This window comes from Flavobacterium sp. AK-345 (genome assembly GCF_058310175.1).
The window spans coordinates 137,981-161,553 of the sequence record NZ_JBZEER010000009.1 but is presented as its reverse complement, the minus strand read 5'-3'; the positions used below and the strand labels follow the sequence as shown (position 1 = coordinate 161,553).

The following is a 23,573-nucleotide window of genomic DNA, read 5'->3' as shown; positions in this document are numbered from 1 at the left end:
GTTTCTCATAACACTTTTTTTATTCAGATGCCTGATTGATTTTAGTTACTAAATATTCTTTTCCAACAATTTCAGAACAGGTTACAACCGCTCCAATTGTTACGCCTAAAACGCCATGCATATTAATACTTTGACCTGTAAGGTAAAGATTGTCCAGTTTGGTTTTTGACGGAATCAAGGTTTTCATCGGGTTGCTGGCATCCTTTACATAACCGTACATATTGCCATTGCTGCCGCCAATATAATCGCGGTAAGAAAGCGGGGTAGAAGTATGAATCGACTGAATGCATTCTTTAATTCCCGGAAATTTTATCTCGATTTCTTTTAGAAACTTTTCGACTTTTCTGGCTTTAAATTCTTCATAACTTTCGCCACGATCACTTTCTTCGGCAGTTGTATTAAACGTATTTACCCAAGGAGCAACATCATCATATTTCATGTAGGTAATAAAAGTCATTCCCTCCGCCCATTCTTCCTGCTTTTTAGAAGCATTCATAGAAGCCATAAATGCTTTTGGCCAGGATTCTTCATCATATTCATGACAAGTCCAGACTTCGCTGCTTTTCTTAAAATGATAATGATTATGGTTGATGTATTTAAAAGTTTCCGGTTTAAAAACAATGTATAAACTGAACGCAGAAATAACACCTTCGAGACTTTGAACACGGCTGAAAAATGATTTTCTAAAATGTTCCTCGCCAACCATTTTCAAAGTAGTTTTAGGTTCAATGTTCGAAATAAAATAGGATGCAGAAACCTGAGTTCCGTCTTTCATTTCTACAGAAGTTACTTTGTTTTCTTCAACATTAAATTTGACAACTTCTTTGTATTTATAAAATTCTCCGCCGTATTTTTTGAGCTGTTTTAAAAGCTGTTTCGTAATCTGACTTCCGCCATTAATGCAGCGCCAAGAACTTTGTATGTATGAGTTTACCGAAAGGGCATGAACGTAAAAAGGCGATTTATCCGGAATACCGGCATACAAAAAATTAGAACCCGCCAAAACCGCTTTTAGTTTTTCATTTTCAGTAAAAGCGTCAATGGTTTCTTTTGCATTTAACGACAGGATTTCATTGTCATATTTTCCTTCCCATTGCAAATTATAAAGAGGAAAAGATTCGCAGATTACTTTTATTTTATCACAATATTTTTCGATGTTTTCTTTTTCATCCGGAAAAAACACACCTAACTGATTGACAAAATTATCGTAACCCTGTGCGTGTGGATATTCATTTTCATCATCATCAAAAGAGATAATATCAAAACCATTATCGTCCATTTTTTTTAAATTCAAATGATCGATAATACCCAGATATTTAAAATATTTATGCAGATTTTCCCCTTCACTTAAACCACCGATATAATGAATTCCGGTATCAAAAATGGTTTTATCGCGAACAAAAGTCTGCAGATTCCCGCCGTATTGATTGTTTTTTTCGAGCACGCAAACGCTGTAACCTTCTTTGGCCAGAATAATTGCCGAGACCAAACCGCCTAAACCGCTGCCTACAATTACAACATCATACTGCTCTTTCATTTAATTTTTCTTTAATACAATTATATTATTTTCTTCCAAATCAGAAGAAAAACCAAAGTTAAGCAATGTGTTTTTTAAACCTGAATTATCGATTAAAATAATAGTGGAAGTTACAGCCGCAATTTTTTCGATATCGCCAATTTTTTCATCAGAAATTAAAACGGCATCATATTCATTTTGTAACGCCAATTCGATACTTTCTAAATAAGAAATTTTTCTTTTTTTGAGGAAATAATTGGTTTTTGCAACCAATCGTTTTTCTTCGTCATTGATAAAAGAAACTACTTTTCGCTGCGGTTCCTGCAATGTCAGTAAAACATCCAACTGCCCATAATCATTTGCTAAATGCAATATTTTGGCTTTCGCCGAAAGATGTTTATTAAGACGATGATAGATTTCTAAATGACTTTCGAGATTGCTTTTCACACTTTTTATGACTTCCATTTCCTTATAATCATAACTGTGAATCAGCATTTTTTTGAAGTATGTCGGACCTTCAAATTCCTGACGAATCTTGCGATATTCTTCTTTGAAAAATGAACTTAATTGTTTCGTTCTTTCCGCATAATTTTTTCCGAAAGAAAGATTATCAGGCGCAATTCTTTCTAGAATAGAAACCGTAACCTGACTGTGATGAATAACAAAATCACCTTTCGGAATTGCTTCTGAAGCACCATGAATAACAACAGGAACTATATCCAGATTAAATTCTTCGGCAAGGAAAAAAGCACCTTTATGAAAACGCTTAATCTGATTGCTTTCTGAACGGGTTCCTTCAGGAAAAACCATTAACGAATATCCTTCGTTTACTTTTTGGCGCAAATGTTCAACGCCTCCTTCAATTCCTTCAGAAACCGGATAAAACCCTGCTTTTCTAACCGTTCCGCCAAAAATAGGAGAATTATAAACCCAATCGCTTACCAAAAATATAATTTTAGGACTCAGCATTCCCATTGCCAGAATATCAATAAATGAGGTATGATTGGCAATAATTATGGCTGGTTTTTCGAAAGTTTCATTGTATTTATTGATAACTTTTTTATGAAGAAAAGGATTCGAATACAAAACCGAATTCATGAATTTTGAAATGAAATAACGGAACGCCTTCATTTTCGTTTTCTCTTTCATTGGAATAATCGGCATGATTGTGATGCTGAAAAGCGACATTAAAATTCCGCCAAGACCATAATAGGTAAATGAAATTACACCATGAATAAATGTTCGTAAAACAAAAGGAGGATTTCCTTTTTTCGAACGATTTGATATAAATAATTTAAAGAGAATCGGGTAGAAGATAAACGTAATAATCAATGCCGCAAAAACCCCAATTAAGGAAACCGATGAAATAGATCTAAGTGCCGGATGCTCTGCAAAAATCATCGCGCCAATTCCTAAAATAGTGGTGATAACGGCCAAAATTATTGACGTTCTGTAAATCGCAATTTCGTTTTTTTCGTTTGTGTATTCTTTTTGTAACGCACTTGTCATGAAAATACTAAAATCGACACCATGACCAAAAATCAAAGTGCAGACAATCATACTGAAAATGTTCATCTGAATACCAAAAATGCCCATAATTCCTGCCGTAACAATTCCCGTTAAGGCAATCGGAATACAGCTCACAATAACCAATTCGATTCTTCGGAAAAAGAAAAACAAGATCAGAATTACGGCAACAAAAGAATAATTGACCAGCGAATTAAAATCGGTTTTTAAAGTACTGAAAAACGTTTCATTCATTTGTTGACGGTCAATCGCAATAATATTATTTTTGGCTGTAGCCGATTTTACAAAAGTATCTCGTTGGTCCGGTTTTACTTTTACTAAAGTTGAAATTGTATAAAAACCATTTTTTTCCGTCACAAATTCTTTCAGTTGCAACGCCTGAATTTTTAAATAATCGTTTGCAGAAATGGGTTTGAAATCAAAATCTAAATGCTCAAAAAAGATGGAATAAGTTGTTGGTTTGAAACCTAATTTTGAACCTTCTGCAATTAATTGAGATTTTAAAAGTTCTTTTTTATTCGTGTTCCAAAACGAATTCCATTGTTCTATTTTTTGCTTTTGCTCTTTTTGCGAAAGCATAATTCCTCCAACCGAACTGAAATTTAAAATTTTATCCTGTTGTTTTTCTTTCGATAAAGATGAAAAAAGCTGGTTGTTGTTTTGCAAAACTTCTTCCATGCTGTTTCCGTAAGCGGCAACATAAATAGTTTTTGAAGTTAAACTCGTGCTTTCTTCCAGATCTTTTTCGGCAGCTTTAATTTCCTTTGGAACAAAATTTAATTGCGACAAATCGTTATTGAAACCAACATTATTATAAGTAAAAAAGCAAACAATGGTAATTAGAACGCAAAAACCAATCAGGAATTTATTGTTGTGAAACGAAAAATGAGCCAGTTTATCGATGACATTTTTCTTGTGATCAAAATTGTTTTCTTTTGGTTTGTACAAATGCGGCACAATCAAAAGAGAGAAAAATGCAGAAGCCATAACAATCACGGCGGCAAAAATTCCCAAATCGTTCAACGCGTCAGATTTTACAAAAAGCAGGCACAAAAACGCAACGGCAGTTGTTGAACTACTCATAATTACCGGCATTGTAATGTCTTTGTAAAGTGTTTTTACATCGCTGTTATGTTTGTAATGCGTGAGAATATGAATGGAATAATCGATCGTAATTCCTAACAAAATAGAACCAATTCCCAATGAAATCGCTGAAATAGTTTCTTTTACGAAATATAAAAACGCAACGGCAAACAAAGCACCAAAAACCGTGGGAAGAAAAATAATAAGCGGAATGAATATTTTTCGATAAAATAAAATCAAAATCAACATCAGCGTAAACATGGCGATTGATGTTGTTAGAATAATATCGCTCTTAATTTGATTGGCATTGGCAACGGCAATTAAAGCCGAACCAAAATAACTTATAGAAGTTTTGGTTTTATATTGCTGATTTAAATTATCCTGAATCGATTTTAATTTTGCCGCAAAAATGCTGTTTTTTTCTGTTTCGCTCGAAGGAAGATTTGATGTAATAAACAGCAATAATTTCTTTTTGTCTTTCGTCATTACAAAACCATTGTCGAGCGTAAAATCGTCGCCAATATTTAATTGTTGTAATTTTTTTAAAGCGATAAAAGAAATCCCAAGCGGATCCTGCAGAATAAAATCTTTGGTTATAAATCCTGAAGGAGAAATAATAGATTTGTAATTTCCCTGAACTGTTGCCGCAATACTGTCTTTTCGAAGTTTATTCTCAATCGTCGCATAATCTTTATTATCTAAAAAAAGCGGCAGATTATTGTATACAAAATCAATAGTTTCCTGAATATTTTCTTCGTCAACTTTTCCCTGAATTCCGGTTACGTAAGGTTTGCAGGATTTGGCAACGCTGTCTGAAAATGCAGTTGCCATTTGTTTTAAATCTTCGTCGGTTCCGTTTTTTTCGAGTTTGAAAATAACGGTAATTTTATCGGCAAAATTAAGTTGTTTAAGCACTTTTGCCGTAACATCTGCCTTATCGTTTGTTGGGATAAGTTTGGTAATATCTTCTTCAAATTTAATTTGTGAAGCAAAAAAACCGAAAGCAAAAAGCATCAAAATGGCCAGAAAAACCGACAAGGATTTTCTTCGGTTTACAAATAAATGAATGGCGTAGAAATAGTGATGCATGATTGTTATTTTTTTCCGCCACGAATTTCGCGAATTTCCACTAATTAATTCGTGCTAATTTGTGAAATTCGTGGCAACTCGACACAGATTGTAAAATCATTTTAATCCTTGTAATCTGTGGCAAAAACTTTAATTATTGTTGTTTTTTCTTAGAGCTAAAAGCGGCTAAAAGTATATAACTTAAAAGCCCTGATGTTAGCGCTAAAACGGATGCTAAAGTAAGACTTCCAACGATATATTGCGTAGCATTTTTTTGAATATCGTCGAGCGTAATTGTACTATCTAAAATTAGTGGGGCATCGGTTGAAACAAAAAAGCTTCCCATTTTTAGCGAACCGTAGATAACAAAAGGGATAAAAGGGGGAAAGCTTACATTGGATGCCATATAAGAGATGACTTTATTGAGCTTAAAAATTGTTGCAAAAAATAAAAGCAAAACGGTCTGAAACCCCCAAAATGGGGAAATTCCTATAAAAACCCCCAACGCAATTGCAGCCGATTTTTTAAAATTAGAATCACCGCTTTCTAAAATGTCTTCAAGAAAGAATTTTTTAAAGCCTTTTTTTTTTGCTCTTCTAAAAAAATCCCTGGGTTTGATGTACAACAAAGCGTTTAAAACCAAAACCGTATTTAAAATACTGATTCTTGTAAAATCCTTAAACGGACGAAAATGCGAAACCCGTTCTGCAGGATCGTATAAAATCTGGATCGGAATGTTTTTTACCACAATTCCTTTCCACGCAGACCGCACAATGACTTCAATTTCAAATTCAAATTTATTGGTGTAAAATTGCTTTGGAATTAATTTGAGCGGATACAATCTAAAACCCGATTGTGTATCTTCGAGTTTAATTCCAGTTTCAAATTGGAACCAAAAATTCGAAAATTTATTTCCAAAACTACTTTTCTTTGGCACATTTTCCTGTGTCATATTACGGCTTCCAATCAATAAAGAATTAGGTTCTTTTTGAATTTCGGCAATAAAATTCGGAATGTCAGAAGCAAAATGCTGTCCGTCAGAATCGATCGTGATAGCATATTCGAAATTCATTTCGATTGCTTTTCTAAAACCATTTCTTAACGCTCTTCCTTTTCCTATATTTTTTGGATGGTGAATTTGCGTGAATTGCGAATATTGTTTTAATATTTCACTGGTTTCATCGGTAGATCCGTCATTAACAATAATGATATTTTGAGTGAAATCTAAAATAGAATCCAGCACTTTTTTTAGCGTTTTGTGATTATTGTAGGTTGGCACAATAACACAAAAATTAGTAGAATTAAGTAATTCCTGCTGAGATAAAGTTGGTTGCATGGGGGGATTTTTTCTTTATCTACTTCACAAATTGTTTCTCTTTTTCAGAAAAACTTTTTGATTGTAAAACAAAGTCTTTTAGATATTCTTTCAAGGCACCGCTTTGTTCTGCGTAATGTGTTGTAATGAATTTTTTGTCTTCTTTGATATTCTTTTTATATCCCGTAATCCCTGGCACATCTTCCTGAATACTCAATCGAATCATTCTGATTTCGATATTGTTTGGATCGCTTTTTAAAGTTGCCTCAAGAAGTTTTGCACCTTCTTTAAAACGCGAAATTTTACTTCCAATTAAACTTTCAAACTTAGAATCGACCAAAATTGAAGCCGCTTTGTAGGCCACTAAAATTTTCTCGTCGCTGTTTGCAATTCCGGCAAGTTTCTCTGTAAATTCTTTAGCATTCGCTTCTGATTTAGCAACATCAGGATACATTTTTCGGATAGCTGCCAAATCTGGATTTACGGCAAAATTAATCCATAAAAGTAGTGAGAATAGTAATTTCATAATTATAATTTTTTGTACACATTGCTTAATTTCAAGGCAATGGTGTCGTTAAAATAAGTCGTGTTTTTCACTTTAACCAAATCATCTTCGGTTGTAACAATGTCAAGTTCCAAGCGCAATTCCGGAGTTGCCTCAGGATTAATAAGCGCCATGAATTTTACATTCGACAGCGTTTGAATCATCAAAGTACTTTCAGTTATTTTCTCTGTGAGTTCTTTGATAATCTGAATCATGCAAACGCCGGGCATGATAGGATTTCCAGGAAAATGGCCTTTAAAAACATCATGTTTTTCATTGACCAAAATCGTAATTGTATATTTAGAATCAGTTGTTTTTTCTTCTGACAGAACTTTATAAAAGTCTTTTAAAACCATATTTATTTTTTATTTTACTTTAAAAGTATAACTAATACCAATCTGGAAAACCTGATTTAAAATTAAATCTTCATAATAATAATTATCGTCATTATCATATTCAATGCCATCATAACCATAAATATCAATAAAGCCTTGCTTAAATCTTGCTTCAAATGTTAATCCGTTTGGCAAAGAATAACCTACTCCTGCGATTATAGAAAAATCAAAATCGATAGGATTAAAACCATATCGGCCAAAATTATCACTTGTTTTAAAATCTGCAGATGGACCGGCTAAAATGTGAAAACCTTGTCCGCCAAAATGAAATTTAGCCACCGCATCTAATGAAAGATAGTTTAATTCATATTTTGTTCTCGTTCCAAAGTCAGGATTTTGTTCACTATAATATCGACCTTCAGAACCTTGTCGCGAATAGGTTAATTCAGGTTGAAGTGTGAAATATCTATTGAATTTTATAGCCACTAAACCGCCGGCATAAAAATCAGATTTTAAACCATTGTCATCAATATTTGTTAATCTTGAAAGATTTAAACCTCCTCGTAAACCCGGACTAACCGTTACCTGAGCTTGAGACGTTAGAATTCCGATAAATAAAATAAAAGCAAGTGTAGTTATTTTTCTCATTTTAATTTTGGTTTAAATTTCTACTCCGATTTAAAATAATTTAATTCAATTTTCAATTTGATATTCTGATGGATAATCTCAATTTTTTCGGCAAAAATATCGTTTTCCGAATTAAAAAGAAGCGTTATTTTTTCTTTTGTTTTCGACGAATTAATGACTTTCTCTAATTTACGATCTTTTTTTGATATAAAAAGATAATTATCTCGTTTTCCGTAAGCAGATTTGTAAATATCGTCTGACTCGTTTTCAAATTGCTCCTGAATCTGATACTCTTTCTTTAAAAGCAGTCGAAAATCGTCTCTTAAAGTATTGACTAAAATTTTGCGGTCTAACTCTGATACAATTGAATTGACTTTAAAAGTATTTTCAGAAATTTCAAAATCCAGCAATTTGTTACCAAACTCTGTTGTAAAAACTACGCGGTGTGTAGTGTCATTTATTTTCTTGGCAATAAAAATTCCGGTTAAATCATGACCATAAACCGTAATGTTTGCTTTATAAACATAATCGGTTTTAGAATCTTTAAAATAGGGAACTTCAAAAGATGTTTTGTCTAATTTTTTTGGGGTATAATTTTTTGTGACCGAGCCACAAGAAATCAAGATAATTGCCAGAAAGCAATTAATTAGTAAAAACTGAATCGTCGATTTTTGCATTGATCACTTTATTTTTAAGTACAATTCTGGTATAATCTTCAGATGATTCCAATAGTTTTACTTGTTCTACCGTAGCCTCTTCTTTGTCAAAAGTTAGTTCAATTTGTTTTATGTATTTTTTTAAAGTAGCATCTTTGGGAACAAACTTCGCAATGTTTTGTCCTTTCAATTTAAAATACGAAATGGTAAATTCTTTGTCGTCAAACATGTTTCCGCTAACGCTTCCGATAATTAGCTTATTGATGCGGCTAAAAATTTTGCTATTGCCAATATCGACTGCACTTTTTTTGCCTTCGTCATTAATAAGGATTTTACCGTTTTTAAAAACGATACTGTAATTGTACGGTTTTTTATATTGCCATTGAAGCAGATTTGGTTCCTTAAAAATCATTTTCCCTGATGTCTCGATATCTTTAGACAAGAAATCTAAATGTTTGTACTGAACAAAATCAGTACTTAACGTTTTGATTTTTTTAGAAACCACATTTACGTCTTCCTTAAAAGAAGCAATTTCTGCAGCCGTCATTTTTTGTTCCTGAGCAAACAAATTGCCTGAAATAAACAGGATAAGTAGAGCTATTTTAGTTTTCATATTTTGTAAAAATTGTGCTTAAAAATTTCTGCCGCTCCCGATAGCTATCGTGATAAATGATTAACACAGATTATATTAAAAAAAATCCGTTTTTATCAGCGTTTTCGCTTTAGCGAATCTGTGTTATCCGCGTTCAATTTCATAAGCTTTAAGATTCAAAAGTTCTTCCGTCGAAATCACTTTATAATTGTTTTGCTGTAAAAATTGCAAAAACTGTTCCAATACTAAAACAGAGTGTGATGCCGTATCATGCAAAAGTACAATTCCACCGGGAGAAATACGTTTTATTATGCGATTGAAAATTAAATTTTGATTTTTTGTTCCGCCGTCAAGCGAACGAATATTCCAGCCAATAACTTTATGTCCGGTTTTTTTAAGAGCTCTCCGAATCGAAGGTGTTGTAACTCCGTAAGGCGGACGAAAGAAATTTATTTTTTTTGAAGTATATTGTTCTAAAAGCGCATCCGTTTTTTCAATTTCTTTCCTGATTGTTGCAGCATTATAGAAATCAAAAAAAGGAGAATGGTAATACGAATGATTTCCAACCAAATGTCCGTCGGCAATAACTTGTTTTAGAATTTCAGGATGGGCTTCAATGTTTTTTCCGATGCAGAAAAATGTCGCTTTTACATTGTATTTTTTTAGAAGTTCTAAAATTTCCAAAGTATAAATACTCGGACCATCATCAAAAGTAATGGCAATTTTTTTTTTTGTTTCAGATGGATTATTGCAGTACGCTTTTACGTGATAATCAGAAGATATTCGGGCAGAACCAACAGCATTAATTCCTAACCAAATCAAAATAATTAGAACAAACCACCAAATATTTATTGCTGTATAAAAATTCAAAAGAAACAATAAAAGCAATAAAAGGACAAAAAATAGTGATATGTTTTTGTGCGTTATCATTTTGAGATTAACGTAAAACTATGATTTTTTCCGTTTAACTGATTGTACAGTAAAATGGTTTTGTAAGCTGGTTTTTCAACTGAATTTACTTTTATAATTTCCGGAATTTCCTGAGTTTTCAATACTTTCGCCGCCATCCATAAAGCAAAAGCCGAAGCCGTATCGTATTCGCCGCTTAAATGTTTGTAATACAATTGAGGTGTATTTGCAAAAGAGTTTTCGCCAAGATTTTTATAATAAACTTCAAAATCGATATTACCGTCGTATCCTAAAACCAAAGCGTCAATATCTGAAATTTCCAGGTTATTTGCTTTTAGAAAAGATAATGTTTCCGCTTCAACTTCGTTTGCTTCCAAAGTATTTAGAATTGTAACATCCAAAATTTCTGCATAAGTAGTTTCTTTTCTTTCATTTTCTAAAACAAAAAAACTGGCGCCTTCTCCATAAACCGCTCCGCTTGTATCAGAATCTAAAAGATTGTAAGGCTGTTGATTATCTGGTTTTATTCTTCCTGACAATTTAAAAAGCGCCGTAGTATAATCACCATTTTCATCAACTCCGCCAACCAAAACCGATTGCGCTTCGTCTTCTTCAATTTGCATTTTTGCATCTATAAGAGCAGATTCAAAAGAAACAGCTCCGTTTACATACGTAAAATTATATCCTTTACATTGCTGTAAAAGTGCAATTTGCGCACCAACAGTATTATGAGTTGACTGAATAAAAGATGTTGGTGTTAAAAACTCTTCGTTATTATCTAAAATGTTTTTCAGGAATTTTTCAGAATCTTCGATACATCCTAAACCTGTTCCGGTAATAATGGCGTCTACGTTTTCAATATTTGCATCTTTCATGGCTATTGCCGAAGCTACAATTCCGTTTTTTACTCCTTTTGCCATTCTTCTGGCGGCAGCCGGAGAAATAAAATCTTTGTAAACCGGCGGAACGATTTTAAGCACGTTCTCGTCGTGATTGTGTACCGCTTCTTCTAAAAAAACAGTATCAAATGTTTTTTGAGTCGAAATACAGCCGATTCCATTTATATATGTTTTTTTTAGTTGCATTTTGAAAATATAAGAGTAGAACAATTTCCTCCAAAACCAAATGAGTTGGATAAAACATGTTCGATATTTTTATTTTTTAAAGAAGTCTGTGGTTTCAAATCAAATTCTTCCATTGGAGTTTCAAAATTCAAATTTGGGTAAACCACACTATTTTGAATTGCCAATACACTATAAACAGCTTCAATTGCTGCTGCTGCTGCAAGGGTATGTCCGGTAAAAGGTTTTGTCGAGCTAAAATCAGGAACTGTTGCATCCTCGTAAATTCTTTTGATTGCTCTTCCTTCAGATAAATCATTATTTGGAGTTGCAGTTCCGTGCACATTGATGTAATCAATTTGCGACGGTTTTAAACCTGAAACTTCAAAGGCTTTTTTCATGGCTAAATAAGCGCCATCACCATTTTCTGAAGAAGCAGTTTGGTGAAAAGCGTCGTTTGCATTTCCGTAACCGGAAACACGGGCCAACACTTTTTTATTTTGTTTCTCAACAACTTCATCAGATTCTAAAACTAAATATGCAGCGGCCTCACCAAGATTTAATCCTTTACGGTTATTGTCAAAAGGTTTATTATAATCGTCAGATAAAATCATCAAAGTTTTAAATCCGTTGATGGTAAATTTAGCCAAACCATCAGTTCCGCCCACGATAACGCGATCCAATTTTCCGGTTTTGATTAAACGAGCACCCAGCATAATTGCATTTGCTGCAGAGGAGCAAGCGGTGCTTATTGTAGTAACAATTCCTTTTAATCCTAATTCTTCGGCAATCTTATCAGCGACATCTCCGCCATCATGACAAGTAATGTATTTAACAAGTTCAGGATGTGTGAAATAATCGTAATAATGTTTTTCAGTCATATCCATTCCGCCTACACTTGTAGCCGAAATAAGCCCGGTTCTGAATTCATTTATAGATGTAATTCCTGCATTTTCAACAGCTTGTTTGGCAGCAATAGTGCCAATCATAGCCGTTCTGGAAAAGTTATTATCTTCGGTAAGTTTCAATTCGTTGACCAATTCGTCATTGGTTTTTTTAATTTCACCTACTTTAATAATATCGGCATGAACAGTCGAAATATTTTCGATACGGGTAACGCCAATTTTATTTTCAATTAACGAAATATAATTTTCCTCGACTGAATTTCCAATCGAAGAGATAATTCCCATTCCCGTTATAGCAACACCTTTATTCATTTTAGATTTCTGATTTTAGATTGTAGATTATTCAATCTTTGTCAAAGTTTTAAACTTTGACAAAGATTCCTGAATTTTAAATTTAGACTATTGTTTAGGTTTGCAAAAAAATGAAACCCATTAGATTTTGAATATTTCGCTTTAAGAAATCTAAAATCTAAAGTCTAAAATCTACAATACTATTTAGTTCTGTTAGCGCTAATATAAGCAGCCATACTTTCTATAGATTGAAAAATGGTTTTTCCTTCTTTCGGGTCAACCAATTTAATACCATAATCTTTATCTAAAATCACGATTAATTCAAGCGCATCAATCGAGTCTAAACCTAAACCGTCTCCAAACAAAGGATCGTTATCAGCAATATCTTCAATTGCAATATCTTCAAGGTTAAGAGTAGTAATGATTTTGTTTTTTAATTCTTCTTTTAATGCTTCCATGATTATTTATTATATAATGTATTGATAGTTTCGTTTTTATATTTTTCGTTTTCTTCTTTACTAATGGTGCAAAGAAATGCTTTATAATTGTCATTAAAAAATTCAACCCAGCCGCAAAGCACTGTTTCTGCTTTGTTTGAATTCAGCAGAATGTTGGAATAATTCGACATAAATTCAGGATTGAAGGCCTCAAATATAAAGAAAGAATTTTCACTTTTCAGCTGATGACGAATACTTATTTCGCCCAGACAAATATTTGGCAGCGTATAAACGAAAACCGCCGGACTCGGAAAATAGTTTTCTTTATCAGAAATAGATTCCTGATACTTAACATCTGTATCTAAACTCGACGATTTATTGGCCAAAACCAAAGCAATATTATTTTCTTTTTCCGTTGAAATAATCGGACTCAAAAGCAATTCAGATCCTAAAAAAGCCAATTTGCTCAAAGCATCCATTTTAAAAAACTTCGGATATTGAATGTCAAAATTACGATACGCTTGTTTTGAAAAATCGCCAAAATCAGTTGGTTCAATTTTGAATACAGAAGTTCCGTTCAAAACAATTTCGTCGTTTTGAATGGTGATGTAGGATTGTATGTAAGTATTTTGAGTCATTGTTTTTATTTAACACTAATTCCACGAATTGGCACGGATTTAAAATATGTTTTAAATTTCACAAACTCAAAAAATGAAATTCGTGAAAATTAGTGAAATTCGTGTTTTATTTCACTTTTTCAAAAACCACAGCCGTATTACAACCTCCAAATCCAGAAGCTGTCTTTAAAAAATAATCAATATTTCTTTCTTGGTTTTTCTCAATAACATTTATCGTTTCGCTTACGCCGATTTCATCAAAACCTTTTGATTCAAAAAGCATATTTTTATTCGCGGATTCAATGGCAATTACGGTTTCTAACAATCCCGAAGCGCCCAAAGTATGACCGTAAAATCCTTTTAAACTATTTATTGGAGCTTTTTGCAAATTCAAACGACTTAATGCAATCGCTTCCATTTCGTCATTAAACGGTGTTGCGGTTCCGTGAGCCGAAATATAATCTAATTGATCAGTATTAATTTGAGCTTCTTTTAAAGCATTCTGAATACTTCTAAACAAACCTTCACCTGTTCTTGACGGACCCGAGATATGATTGGCATCGTTTATCGAACTGTCTCCAATAACTTTTATTTTAGCGTCTTTGGCTTCCGCCGAAACTAAAACTGCTGCTGTCGCTTCGCCTAAACTTACGCCGGTTCTGTTTTTAGAATATGGTTTACAAGGCAAATCGCTCATCGCTTGGAAAGCATTAAAACCCGATAAAACAAACTCAGAAACTTCGTCGCCGGCAACAACAAAAATGTTGTCGTACAATTCAGACTGAATCATTCTTTTGGCAATGGAAACGGCTAAAATTCCAGAAACACAAGCGTTTGAAACTACAATTGGTTGTGTTTTGAATCCGAAGAAATCAGCAACATTTTTTGCCAAAACATCTAAATGTGCGTTGTTGAAACTTGCTTCAGAATCTTCTTTTAATGCCGTAACATTTCCTTTTGTAGTGGAAAGTATAAAAGCAGTTTTCGAATTTAATTCAATTCCAGAGTTTTTGATAATCGGCTCTAAAGCCAAAATCATCATTTTTTCTAAGCGGGAATATTTTTTGTCAGTGCTTATTTTTTCAAAAGCACTATTTATTTTTTCGGTAGAAATAATAGACGCGTAAAATGAATTTGGCATTAAAGAAACATCGCCGTGCAGTTGAATTCCGGATTCGCCACGCAAAATAGCTTCAACGTTCGATTCAACATCAAATCCTAAAGGTGTGATACAATTGGTTTCGGTGATGTATATTTCTCTTATCATTTTCTCTTTTTTTCCTGGCTTAAAATTAGCCACAGATTGTGCGGATTAAACAGATTTACACAGATTTTTTTATTTCTTAATTCGTGAAAATTAGTGTAATCCGTGTTTTTATTTTAATAATCCAACTTTTCGTTTCCAGTTTTCGTAAAACTCAGGATTCGTCAACATTAAATTTCCTTCTTTATCTAAAAATACCTGAACCGTTTCACCCGTGCAGGCAACATCTCCTTTTGCATCAATAATTCTAAAACGATAAATCATTTTGGCAGCAGGCGTATCAACAACCGTTGTTTCTATTGTTACCACATCGCCATAGCGCAAAGATAATTTATGTTCGCATATTGATTTTACAATTGGAGTAGTGTAACCGGTTTCTGCAATATCAAGATACGTAAGTCCGTGTTGGCGGCCAAACGCTTCTCGTCCATCTTCAAAATAGGTAATATAATTGCCGTGCCAAACGATTCCAAGCGGATCAGTTTCGTTAAAACGAATTCTGATTTCGTGAGAAACGGTTAGGGAAGTGGCTTCGTTATACTGTTCTTTTCTTTTTGTCATAAAATAATGCGATGGATGTTGTGATAATAAAAAACAAAAACAATAAACTTATTTTTGGTATGATTTCTAAGAAAGAGATGTTGCGTAATAAAACATCATAAAAAGCTTCTAATGCCCAATTCATTGGTGAAGATTTGGCAACGATCTGCATGATTTTTGGCATTGCAAAAACAGGGACCCAAACACCGCCAATAGCAGCTAAAATGATAACACTTGTTGCGCCAAAAGGAGCAGATTGTTCTTGTGTACTGGCAACAGTTCCCAATAAAATTCCGAAACCAATTGCTGCAAATCCTGAAAATAAAGCCACAATACTCATTAAAAATAAATGACCTTCGATGTTTAATGACGGCAAACCAATATGAGGAAATAGAAAAACCGCCACAGCAACCATCATATAAAACTGGATCATACAAATGGCGGAATAAGTAATTGTTTTTCCGATAATCACAATAAGATTAGAAGACGGATTGGTTCTTAAACGAACAAATGTTCCTTGTGTTTTTTCTTTTACTATATTAATAGACAACGGAATTACAATAAAAAATATGGCAAAAAGAGTCCAGGCCGGAACGTTATGTTGCACCGAATTTGGTCGAACTTCTTTGTTGTTTATTGTTGGAATTATTTCTTTGAAAGAGATAAAACTTTTTTGTTCGAAATCGGCATTTCCTTCTCCCAATTGATTTTGAAATGTTTTGTAAATTGATTTTGATTCGATTTGAGAAATCATTTTATCAATCGAACTCATTACCGCATTTTTAAAACTTAACTGAACCGCCGGATCAAAATAAAGTTTTACTTCTTTTTCTTTGATTATTTTTGGAGTAGCAGGTTTTGCAACACTATCTGTTAAACCCATATTGCTCAAAATGTTGTCTACATTCTGATCAATTTTGGCTTGTAAATCAATGCTTAATTTGGAAGGAATTACAATGGCAAGTTTATATTTTCCTCTGTAAACAGCTTCTTTAGCAATCTCTTCTGTAATAGGCTGATTGTCGATTTGCGTTACGACAGTAAACAAACTGCTTTTTTCAAGATTTTCAAAAACAGTTTTAGAAACATCGCCTTTATCATTATCGATTAGTAAAATTTCAATTTTAGAATCGCTTACGGTTTTAAAAGTACTGTCTTGTATCAATGTAACAGTGATAACAAGCACCAGCGGCATGACAAACAGAATAATTAAACCTCCCAAATCCCGTCTTAACAACAAGAATTCTTTTACTACAGACATCCAAATTTTATAGCTCATCTCTAAAGTCTTTACCGGTTAATGAAATAAAAACTTCTTCAAGGTTTCTTGCTTTTTCAGTAGAAGAAATTAAGCTCGAAGGCGTGCCTTGTGCATAAATTTTGCCTCGGTCTAAAATGGCAATATTGGTGCAAAAATCTTCGGCTTCAGCCAAATGGTGCGACGTATAAATAATGGTTGTTCCGTTTTGGTTTAATAATTTCAAATAATCTATAATAGCATTTTTCGATTGAACGTCAACACCAACGGTTGGTTCATCTAAAAATAAAACTTTTGGATTGTGCAGAATTCCGGCAATCAAATTAACTCTTCGTTTCATTCCGCCCGAAAAAGTTTCGATTCGTTTGTCTGCGAACTTTAATAATCCTAAAAGGTCTAAAGTTTCTATTACTTTATCTTTTAAATCAGAACCTTTTAAGCCGTACATACTTCCAAAATAATGCAAATTTTCTCTGGCCGTCAAAGTCGGATATAAAGCATATTCCTGAGGAACAACGCCAATGATTTTTTTTATTTGTGAAGAATCGTCAGTGTAGTTTAAACCATCAATTGTAAAATGTCCTGAAGTTGGTTTTACCAATCCGCAAAGCATAGAAATTAAAGTGGTTTTTCCGGCACCATTTGGGCCTAACAAACCAAAAATACTGCCTTCATTTATATGCAGCGAGACTTCGTTCAAAGAATACATTTCTGCATTTTTGTACTTTTTCGAAAGAGATTCTATTTTAATTATTGACTGCAAAATATATTAGCTTATGGCTTGTTTTAGTTTTTTGAAAAAGATTTCTTCACGATTGGCAATGTCCAAAAGTTCATCTGCGATGGTGTTGTAGGCATCTTCTTTTGCACTTCGGTTTTTGTAAATACGAGAAGCTTCAACAGCAAAATCGCGCCATGAATCTCCAATTAAAGTCATTTCTTTTGAGAGAGTTTTCAATTCTTCATTATTTAAAATAACAGACGCTTCCTGTAAAAAAGCCGCATATATAAAACGGAAACCTCCGCCGCCGGTTCCTATTTCTTCCTGCATACGAACCATTTGTGCCAAATAGTGATTGGCTTTTTTAGTACCGTGTTTTATAGGCCATTTTCTAATTTGTTTCGATACAAATTTAATTCCGCGTACACCAACAATTGGCATTGGCGCCAGCATATCGCGACAGGTGTTTTTGATTCCTTTGATGATCGCGCTTTTCAAATCGACAGCTGCCGGAATGTGAATTGGATAATACATTTGTCCTCTTGGCGCAAAAGCACCTTTGGCAAAACGTACTTTGTCAAGTTCATCGTGTGTAAGTGTGGTAACGGTTTCCATAACAGGATCGCTCACTAAATAATCGGTTTCGGTTTTTCCGTAAACGACTAGATTGTGTGCGTTAAAATGAAAGCGATATTCATCAGGAAAATAACTTAAATGATACACGCCAACTTGTAATCCGGTTGGAATATTGTTTTTTAAATTTTCATCCAATGCTTTATTTGCATTTGTTGGCGATGAAAATTTTTGTCTTTTTATTTTTAAGTTTAAACGACTTGCCAGTTTATTAAAAATTTGTCCAGGCAAGGTTCTGTAACTAATTGCCGGCGCATGATTTACTTTTATAAAAGGCAAATACACAAAAAAAAGTCCGGAACCAATACCAAAAACCATCGGTTCACTAATGTTAAGGCCGTTGTTTTTTAACAAATTCGAAGCTACTCCGTTTTCGCAATGAGCAGATTGATGATGTGTGAAATTAACTTGCATTAGTCTGTTTTAATATTTTTTAATTCTGCTACCGAAATGTCAAAAGCATCGGCATATTTTTTTAAAATTTTATCGTTTAATTTGGCAAAAACTTCGGGTTTAAAATGTCTTTTTACACGCCATTTCCAAAGTCCAACGTAACTTGCCAAAATAGTCAAATCCATTTTGTTAAGTTCCATATAATAACAAATCGGACTGGCTTCGCCGGTTTCGACCTGCATTTTTGCTTCGGCGATTCGTTCGTTTATATCGTCAATAGAGTTGGAAAGTGCAATTGTTTTTGGCTCCCAGCCAGTACTTAAAGTTGTAGTGTAGTTTCCGTTTTCATCGGTTGCATACAAAAGTTCTTTAACGTTGTTTTTAGTTAAGTTGCTTTTGTCCTGCGGTACTTTTTCTTTTTCCATAGCATGTAATTTAATTTTTTAGAGATATAATGCCAATGCAATACATAAACTAATTATTAAAAATCCCAGATTAGCGAGCGCTAAATTTCTTTCTTTTTTTATAAATAAATCATTTCTACGAGCAATCCCATAGAACATTTGACTTATCAGGAATATTATGATAAACATTCCCAAACCTCCATCAACATGTTTTACACCGACATTGTTTTTTGAATGAACAAATTAATTTCGCATTCTAAAAGTTTTTTATCGTCTGATAAACTCTCGCAGCTCATCGTACATAAAGTATAATCTTCACCTACGAATTTCGAAACCAAATTTGCTTTGGTTATAATGGTATCGCCCACTTTTGGCAATTCGTGTATTTTTAAATTTTTTATTGCGCTGATAAAACCAAGAACATTTACGTTTTCATTTTCGGTTCCGTCTTCTTCAAAAAAATATTTTTTACCTACAATTGACGAACAGGTTTGTGCTGTATTTTCGATTAAACCGGCTTCAATAAAAGCACCTTTATCAACAAAAATATTGTCGTCTTTTATCAAAAATATGGTTTCTACAAAATCTGATTCAATTTCCAAAATTAAATCCACCATAAGCAACGGTGCCCGGTGTGGTAAATAGTTCTGAATGTCGACAGCAGCAATATTCATACTTATATTATTTGGCTAAAACGGTTTTCATTTGCCCTTTAGCGATTTCTTCATTGTTTAATGTCGTAACGATATCAACCAAAGTAATTCCGCCAAATTCCTGCAATATAGTTACAGTTGACTGAATTGTATCGTTTATTTCGGGTAATTTTTTTATTTCAATGTCTTTAATAGAACCAATGTATCCTGTTGGAGCAATTTCGTTTCTTAAAAAAAATCCGTAGCCGGTATGCAAAGCCACAGATTGTGCCATGTGTTCGATTAAACCGGCTTCTAAAAAAGTATTATTATCAAAAAAAATATTGTCGGTTTGAATCTTTAATCCCGAAACCAATGAAGTTTCGGTAAAGGAATACATTTTGTCTACCATTACAAAAGGAAACTTTTGTGGCAGTAAATTTTCGACAGCATTTTTTTCTAAAAGTAAAGTTCTTTCCATTAACAAACGGTTAAATAAGCATAGGCAAAAGAAAATCTTCCACTTTCAGGAACAGATAAAAGAATACGATCGCCTTTTTTTAGTTTTCCAGAATTCATCAATTCTTCTACAGCCAAATAAATAGAGGCCGAACCTACATTTCCTACTCTTGAAAGGTTCATAAACCATTTCTCGTCAGCCATTCCAATTCCTTTTTCGCTTAATCCTTTTTTTAATCCTTCAACAAAAAAGTTAGATGAAACGTGCGGAATAAAATAATCAACCTGATCTGATGTAATATTATTTTTAGTCATGGCATCATACATACTTTCAGCTCCTTTAGAAAGTATAAATTCGTCCAATAATTTTACGTCTTGTTTAATAGCAAAAACAGATTCGTTTAGTAATTCTTCCGGCTCATAATCGCTCCACGATTTAATTTCGCCGTTTTCTAATTTATCTCCACCGGCATACATACAAGTCTCTAATTCAAATGCGTATGAAAAAGCTTCCATCCATTCGATTTTTAGGGAAATGTCTCCGCTTGGTTTATTTTCCAATAAAAAAGCTCCTGCTCCGTCTGATAACATCCAACGTAAAAAATCTTTTTTGAAAGCAATAATAGGCTGCTCTTCAAGGGTTTTTAAATTGCTTACTTCCTGACTGTATTTTTTAGCAATTAGCCAGGTCGAAACTTTTTCTGATCCTGTACAAACAGCATTTTTTGAATTTCCAGATCTTATCGAAAGAAAACCAAATTTTAAAGAATTCATTCCGGCGCAGCAAACTCCTGTTGATGAGTTTAATTCTACCGATTTATTTTGAAGTAAACCATGAACCATTGCGGCGTGTGACGGAAGGAAAATATCTGGTGTTGAGGTTCCACAAGAAAGTACTTCTAAATCCTGAGCTGTGAAATTTTCATCAAATAACTGCACAATTGCATTACGTGTTAATTCGGCATTGCTGTGTGTGCTTTTTCCCGTTTTGTCTACAGCGTAATAGCGGCTTAAAATTTTATTATTGCGTAAAATAATACGTCTTGCTTTAGAAGCGGTATCATTAATAAGACCTAAATAACTTTCCATTTCATCATTTGAAACAGCTTCGTTTGGCAAAAATTTTGCGGCTTTGGTAATATATACTTCAAACATAATCTACTTTCGTCTTCTAAACTCCTTTATAATATTGAGTTTCTTTTTTTATGGTTTTTAACTTAATGGGGTATGTAATAAGGTGCAATATATACACTATTGGTGAGATTAACCATATCGCGAGGAATAAATAAACATTAAATACTTTAAGAAGCAGTTTTCTGTTATTTTTATTTTTATAAATCAGATTTGACCATTTATTAAAAATTTTATTCGCTGTTTTGTCAACAGTTACAAGATACGAGCTAATTTTTACCGCACCTATTCCTGTTAATTTTGGCTGTAAATTCTTAAGATTGTCTTGTTGAAACTCAGAAAGCATTACTTTTCCAAATTTTTCCGATTCCTGTATGTCTTTTTCTGAAACTCCCGGTAGTGGGAAAATTCCCAGATATTTTTTCTTTACTCCCGAGAACATCCATTCGACAATAGTAATAACACTAATCAGGTTTCCAACTCTGTCAACCAAAGCTACATTTCCTACTAATTGTGCGTTGGCTTCCTTTAGTAAAACTTTAATTTTTTCCTGTGCCATAATCCACATATTACGAGAACCGCTAATGGTAATAACCGGCGTATCGTTTAATATCTTTTTTCCATCGGCACTTTTTAGAAATGAGTTTATTGGAATAGATGGTGACAAATACCAAACCTGATAATGAAAAAGTATCAGGTCAAATTTTGTATTTAGAATTTCTTCTGATATTGGTTTTAGTTCTCGTGGAATTTGAAGAAAAGATTCTGGAAAAGCATCAAAAAAAGAATCCTTGTCCCATGGAAAAGGGAAGGGTTTTTCTAGTTGAATTTCGTGAAACGTTACTTTTATATCTTCTGAATTTAAGAAGGGTTTTGCAATATTTCGTGCAATTTCTTTCAGTTGTCCAGATTGGGAGTAATAAACAACAAGAACATTTTTCATTTTAGATTGGTGGCTTTTTGGTTTAGTTGCAAAAGTAATTAATTTTATGAGACAAATTTCCTGATTTTATCGCTTCGTTTTGTATGAACCCAATCCGGCCATGAAGCAGGATCTTCGGCATCATAAATTCTGATTTTTTGGTTTTCATCTTCAATTAATAATTCGTCTGAAGTGCATTCTAAAATGGCTGCTGCAGCTGCAACGCCAGAGTATGAAGCGCCTGCAACGCCGTGAGATAAAGTACACGAACCGCAAAGAAATAAATGCTCTATTTCGGTTTTGTTTTTATAAGCAAAAGGACCAACCTGATTTAAGGTTTTTTCGGTTCCGTAAACATTTCCTTTTGTCGAATTAATGTAAAATTCATTTGTTTTTGGAGTTCCTAATTCTGCCTGAATAATATGCTGTTTTGCATTCGGAATTATCTTCTCGACATTATTCATTAATTTATTAGTGATTTTTTCCTTGAAGATTTTATATTCTTTGTTATGATAGTCTTGTAAACCATTAAAATCTTTCAAATGATCGTAATTGACATAAGTAACGATTTCGAAATTATGATATCTTCCGTTAAAACTGGCAGGATCTTTAAGCGTTGTACAACTTATAAAAACGGCAGGAAATGAATCTCCCTCGTCAATATTATTGCTCATTAAATTTTCAAAATTCTCATCGTCATGTTCGTCTTTCATCATCCAGATATTTCCGGAATCTATTTGAAATTGAGTAACATCTATATCTAATGTTAAAAATAAAATTAAAGACGTAACAGAATATTTTGTTTTCTCTAATTTCTTAATCAGTGATTTACTTAAATGTTCCTTGTCAATTAAATTTAGGTAAGTGATGCTGGGATCAGCATTTGAGACAATATTTTTGGCTAAAATTCTCTCGCCATTTTCAAGCTCAACGCCAAATGCTTTTTTATTTTCGATTAAAATTTTCCTGACATTTTGTTTTACCCTTACTTCTCCGTTATGTCTTTTTATTCCGTTTGTCATGGCTTTAACGATTCCGCCACCGCCGCCCATTGGATAAAAACCGCCATCAAAATAATGGTTCATAACAGAACAATGAACAGGAAAACACGCTCTGTTTGGGGGAAGTCCGTGATCGCCACATTGAATATTGAGAACAGATTTTAACTTCGCATCTTTGACATGCCAGCCAATTACTTTTTTTAGGGGAAATAAAGCAAATTTTCCAAAATGTTTAGTTCGGAAAGGAACTGTAATATTTTGCCAGAAACCTTTTAATTTCGGAATTAACTGCAGTTCATACGCTACTTTTTGAACAACGGTAAGATATTCGTTTATGTTTTTTTCTTCGTGTGGAAAATGGGAAGAAAGTGTTTTTTTAAGATTGTCGATTCCTGCCGGTAAGTCAAAAATTTCATCTCCAATTAAACAATGTTCATAGGCATTTTTGTTCATTCGAAAAAAAACCATGTCGTTGGCAATTCCTAAACCGCGATATAATTCATTGGTAGATTGACCTTCTTCCATCAATCCTACATAGTGAACACCCGGACTAAAACGCTGACCATTTAATGTAAAACTATGACTCCAGCCACCAGGAACGTAATGCTGTTCGAGTACTAAAACTTTTTGTCCTGCTCTTGCCAGACATATTGCAGTTGCTAATCCTCCAACTCCTGAACCGATGATAATTGTGTCAAATTCCTGCATATTCTGTTTTAAGCGTTTAAGGAT

Annotated in this window: 24 protein-coding genes; all 24 read right to left on the bottom strand. The window is 33.4% G+C overall.

Going from position 1 to position 23,573, the window contains the following annotated elements; genetic code table 11:
* Positions 1 to 19: 19 nt before the first annotated feature.
* The 24 genes from AC4FQ3_RS16630 to AC4FQ3_RS16515 all read right to left on the bottom strand — a co-directional run bounded on the left by AC4FQ3_RS16630 (position 20) and on the right by AC4FQ3_RS16515 (position 23,549).
* Positions 20 to 1,537, bottom strand: coding sequence for a phytoene desaturase family protein (locus AC4FQ3_RS16630; RefSeq protein ID WP_491182577.1), 1,518 nt, complete (start codon positions 1,535 to 1,537; stop codon positions 20 to 22).
* Entirely contained in the window at positions 1,538 to 5,215 is a 3,678-nt protein-coding gene (locus tag AC4FQ3_RS16625) for a 1-acyl-sn-glycerol-3-phosphate acyltransferase (RefSeq protein WP_491182576.1), read from the bottom strand.
* 133 nt (positions 5,216 to 5,348) lie between these two features.
* Positions 5,349 to 6,530 carry a DUF2062 domain-containing protein gene (locus AC4FQ3_RS16620; RefSeq protein WP_491182575.1) on the bottom strand — a complete coding sequence of 394 codons (1,182 nt, stop codon included), beginning with the start codon at positions 6,528 to 6,530 and terminating at the stop codon, positions 5,349 to 5,351.
* A 19-nt stretch (positions 6,531 to 6,549) separates the two neighbouring features.
* The gene (locus AC4FQ3_RS16615) at positions 6,550 to 7,035 is read right to left on the bottom strand and encodes a hypothetical protein (protein WP_073394486.1); all 486 of its coding nucleotides are present in this window, start codon (positions 7,033 to 7,035) and stop codon (positions 6,550 to 6,552) included.
* Positions 7,036 to 7,037: 2 nt separating this feature from the next.
* Positions 7,038 to 7,409, bottom strand: a complete 372-nt coding sequence (locus tag AC4FQ3_RS16610) for an ApeI family dehydratase (RefSeq protein ID WP_042564846.1) — start codon at positions 7,407 to 7,409, stop codon at positions 7,038 to 7,040.
* A 9-nt stretch (positions 7,410 to 7,418) separates the two neighbouring features.
* Entirely contained in the window at positions 7,419 to 8,036 is a 618-nt protein-coding gene (locus AC4FQ3_RS16605; protein WP_491182574.1) for a porin family protein, read from the bottom strand.
* A gap of 20 nt (positions 8,037 to 8,056) precedes the next feature.
* Positions 8,057 to 8,692: a flexirubin biosynthesis protein LolB2 gene (gene lolB2, locus AC4FQ3_RS16600; protein WP_491182573.1), complete on the bottom strand. Its 636-nt coding sequence runs from the start codon at positions 8,690 to 8,692 to the stop codon at positions 8,057 to 8,059.
* Positions 8,658 to 9,284: a flexirubin biosynthesis/transport protein LolA2 gene (lolA2, locus tag AC4FQ3_RS16595; RefSeq protein WP_302094149.1), complete on the bottom strand. Its 627-nt coding sequence runs from the start codon at positions 9,282 to 9,284 to the stop codon at positions 8,658 to 8,660. Before lolA2 ends, lolB2 begins: the two co-directional genes overlap by 35 nt.
* 123 nt (positions 9,285 to 9,407) lie before the next feature.
* Positions 9,408 to 10,193 (bottom strand): polysaccharide deacetylase family protein, encoded by a 786-nt coding sequence (locus tag AC4FQ3_RS16590; RefSeq protein ID WP_491182572.1) that lies wholly within the window; start codon positions 10,191 to 10,193, stop codon positions 9,408 to 9,410.
* Positions 10,190 to 11,257: a beta-ketoacyl synthase N-terminal-like domain-containing protein gene (locus AC4FQ3_RS16585; protein ID WP_491182571.1), complete on the bottom strand. Its 1,068-nt coding sequence runs from the start codon at positions 11,255 to 11,257 to the stop codon at positions 10,190 to 10,192. Before AC4FQ3_RS16585 ends, AC4FQ3_RS16590 begins: the two co-directional genes overlap by 4 nt.
* Complete coding sequence (locus AC4FQ3_RS16580) at positions 11,248 to 12,450, bottom strand: beta-ketoacyl-[acyl-carrier-protein] synthase family protein (RefSeq protein ID WP_491182570.1); 1,203 nt, start codon at positions 12,448 to 12,450, stop codon at positions 11,248 to 11,250. Before AC4FQ3_RS16580 ends, AC4FQ3_RS16585 begins: the two co-directional genes overlap by 10 nt.
* Positions 12,451 to 12,629: 179 nt before the next feature.
* Positions 12,630 to 12,887, bottom strand: a complete 258-nt coding sequence (locus tag AC4FQ3_RS16575) for a phosphopantetheine-binding protein (protein WP_042564839.1) — start codon at positions 12,885 to 12,887, stop codon at positions 12,630 to 12,632.
* Positions 12,888 to 12,889: 2 nt separating this feature from the next.
* Positions 12,890 to 13,504, bottom strand: coding sequence for a 3-oxoacyl-ACP synthase (locus AC4FQ3_RS16570; protein ID WP_491182569.1), 615 nt, complete (start codon positions 13,502 to 13,504; stop codon positions 12,890 to 12,892).
* A gap of 106 nt (positions 13,505 to 13,610) precedes the next feature.
* On the bottom strand, positions 13,611 to 14,750 hold the full coding sequence (locus AC4FQ3_RS16565) for a beta-ketoacyl synthase N-terminal-like domain-containing protein (protein ID WP_491182568.1): 1,140 nt from the start codon (positions 14,748 to 14,750) through the stop codon (positions 13,611 to 13,613).
* A gap of 108 nt (positions 14,751 to 14,858) precedes the next feature.
* The gene (locus AC4FQ3_RS16560; RefSeq protein WP_491182567.1) at positions 14,859 to 15,308 is read right to left on the bottom strand and encodes an acyl-CoA thioesterase; all 450 of its coding nucleotides are present in this window, start codon (positions 15,306 to 15,308) and stop codon (positions 14,859 to 14,861) included.
* On the bottom strand, positions 15,283 to 16,566 hold the full coding sequence (locus AC4FQ3_RS16555; RefSeq protein WP_491182566.1) for an ABC transporter permease: 1,284 nt from the start codon (positions 16,564 to 16,566) through the stop codon (positions 15,283 to 15,285). Before AC4FQ3_RS16555 ends, AC4FQ3_RS16560 begins: the two co-directional genes overlap by 26 nt.
* Entirely contained in the window at positions 16,556 to 17,254 is a 699-nt protein-coding gene (locus tag AC4FQ3_RS16550; RefSeq protein WP_302094156.1) for an ABC transporter ATP-binding protein, read from the bottom strand. Before AC4FQ3_RS16550 ends, AC4FQ3_RS16555 begins: the two co-directional genes overlap by 11 nt.
* A 60-nt stretch (positions 17,255 to 17,314) precedes the next feature.
* Positions 17,315 to 18,313, bottom strand: coding sequence for a BtrH-related acyltransferase DarH (darH, locus tag AC4FQ3_RS16545; RefSeq protein WP_491182565.1), 999 nt, complete (start codon positions 18,311 to 18,313; stop codon positions 17,315 to 17,317).
* Positions 18,313 to 18,717 carry a flexirubin biosynthesis protein DarG gene (gene DarG, locus AC4FQ3_RS16540; protein ID WP_042564833.1) on the bottom strand — a complete coding sequence of 135 codons (405 nt, stop codon included), beginning with the start codon at positions 18,715 to 18,717 and terminating at the stop codon, positions 18,313 to 18,315. Before DarG ends, darH begins: the two co-directional genes overlap by 1 nt.
* Before the next feature lie 191 nt (positions 18,718 to 18,908).
* The gene (locus AC4FQ3_RS16535; protein WP_491182564.1) at positions 18,909 to 19,370 is read right to left on the bottom strand and encodes a hotdog family protein; all 462 of its coding nucleotides are present in this window, start codon (positions 19,368 to 19,370) and stop codon (positions 18,909 to 18,911) included.
* 7 nt (positions 19,371 to 19,377) lie between these two features.
* Positions 19,378 to 19,809 (bottom strand): hotdog family protein, encoded by a 432-nt coding sequence (locus tag AC4FQ3_RS16530; RefSeq protein ID WP_491182563.1) that lies wholly within the window; start codon positions 19,807 to 19,809, stop codon positions 19,378 to 19,380.
* Positions 19,809 to 20,942, bottom strand: coding sequence for a dialkylresorcinol biosynthesis protein DarB (gene darB / locus AC4FQ3_RS16525; protein WP_491182562.1), 1,134 nt, complete (start codon positions 20,940 to 20,942; stop codon positions 19,809 to 19,811). The genes AC4FQ3_RS16530 and darB overlap by 1 nt, the downstream gene beginning before the upstream one ends.
* Before the next feature lie 16 nt (positions 20,943 to 20,958).
* Positions 20,959 to 21,861 carry an NADPH-dependent FMN reductase family protein gene (locus AC4FQ3_RS16520; RefSeq protein ID WP_491182561.1) on the bottom strand — a complete coding sequence of 301 codons (903 nt, stop codon included), beginning with the start codon at positions 21,859 to 21,861 and terminating at the stop codon, positions 20,959 to 20,961.
* Positions 21,862 to 21,905: 44 nt separating this feature from the next.
* Positions 21,906 to 23,549, bottom strand: a complete 1,644-nt coding sequence (locus AC4FQ3_RS16515) for a phytoene desaturase family protein (protein WP_491182560.1) — start codon at positions 23,547 to 23,549, stop codon at positions 21,906 to 21,908.
* Between the last annotated feature and the right edge of the window lie 24 nt (positions 23,550 to 23,573).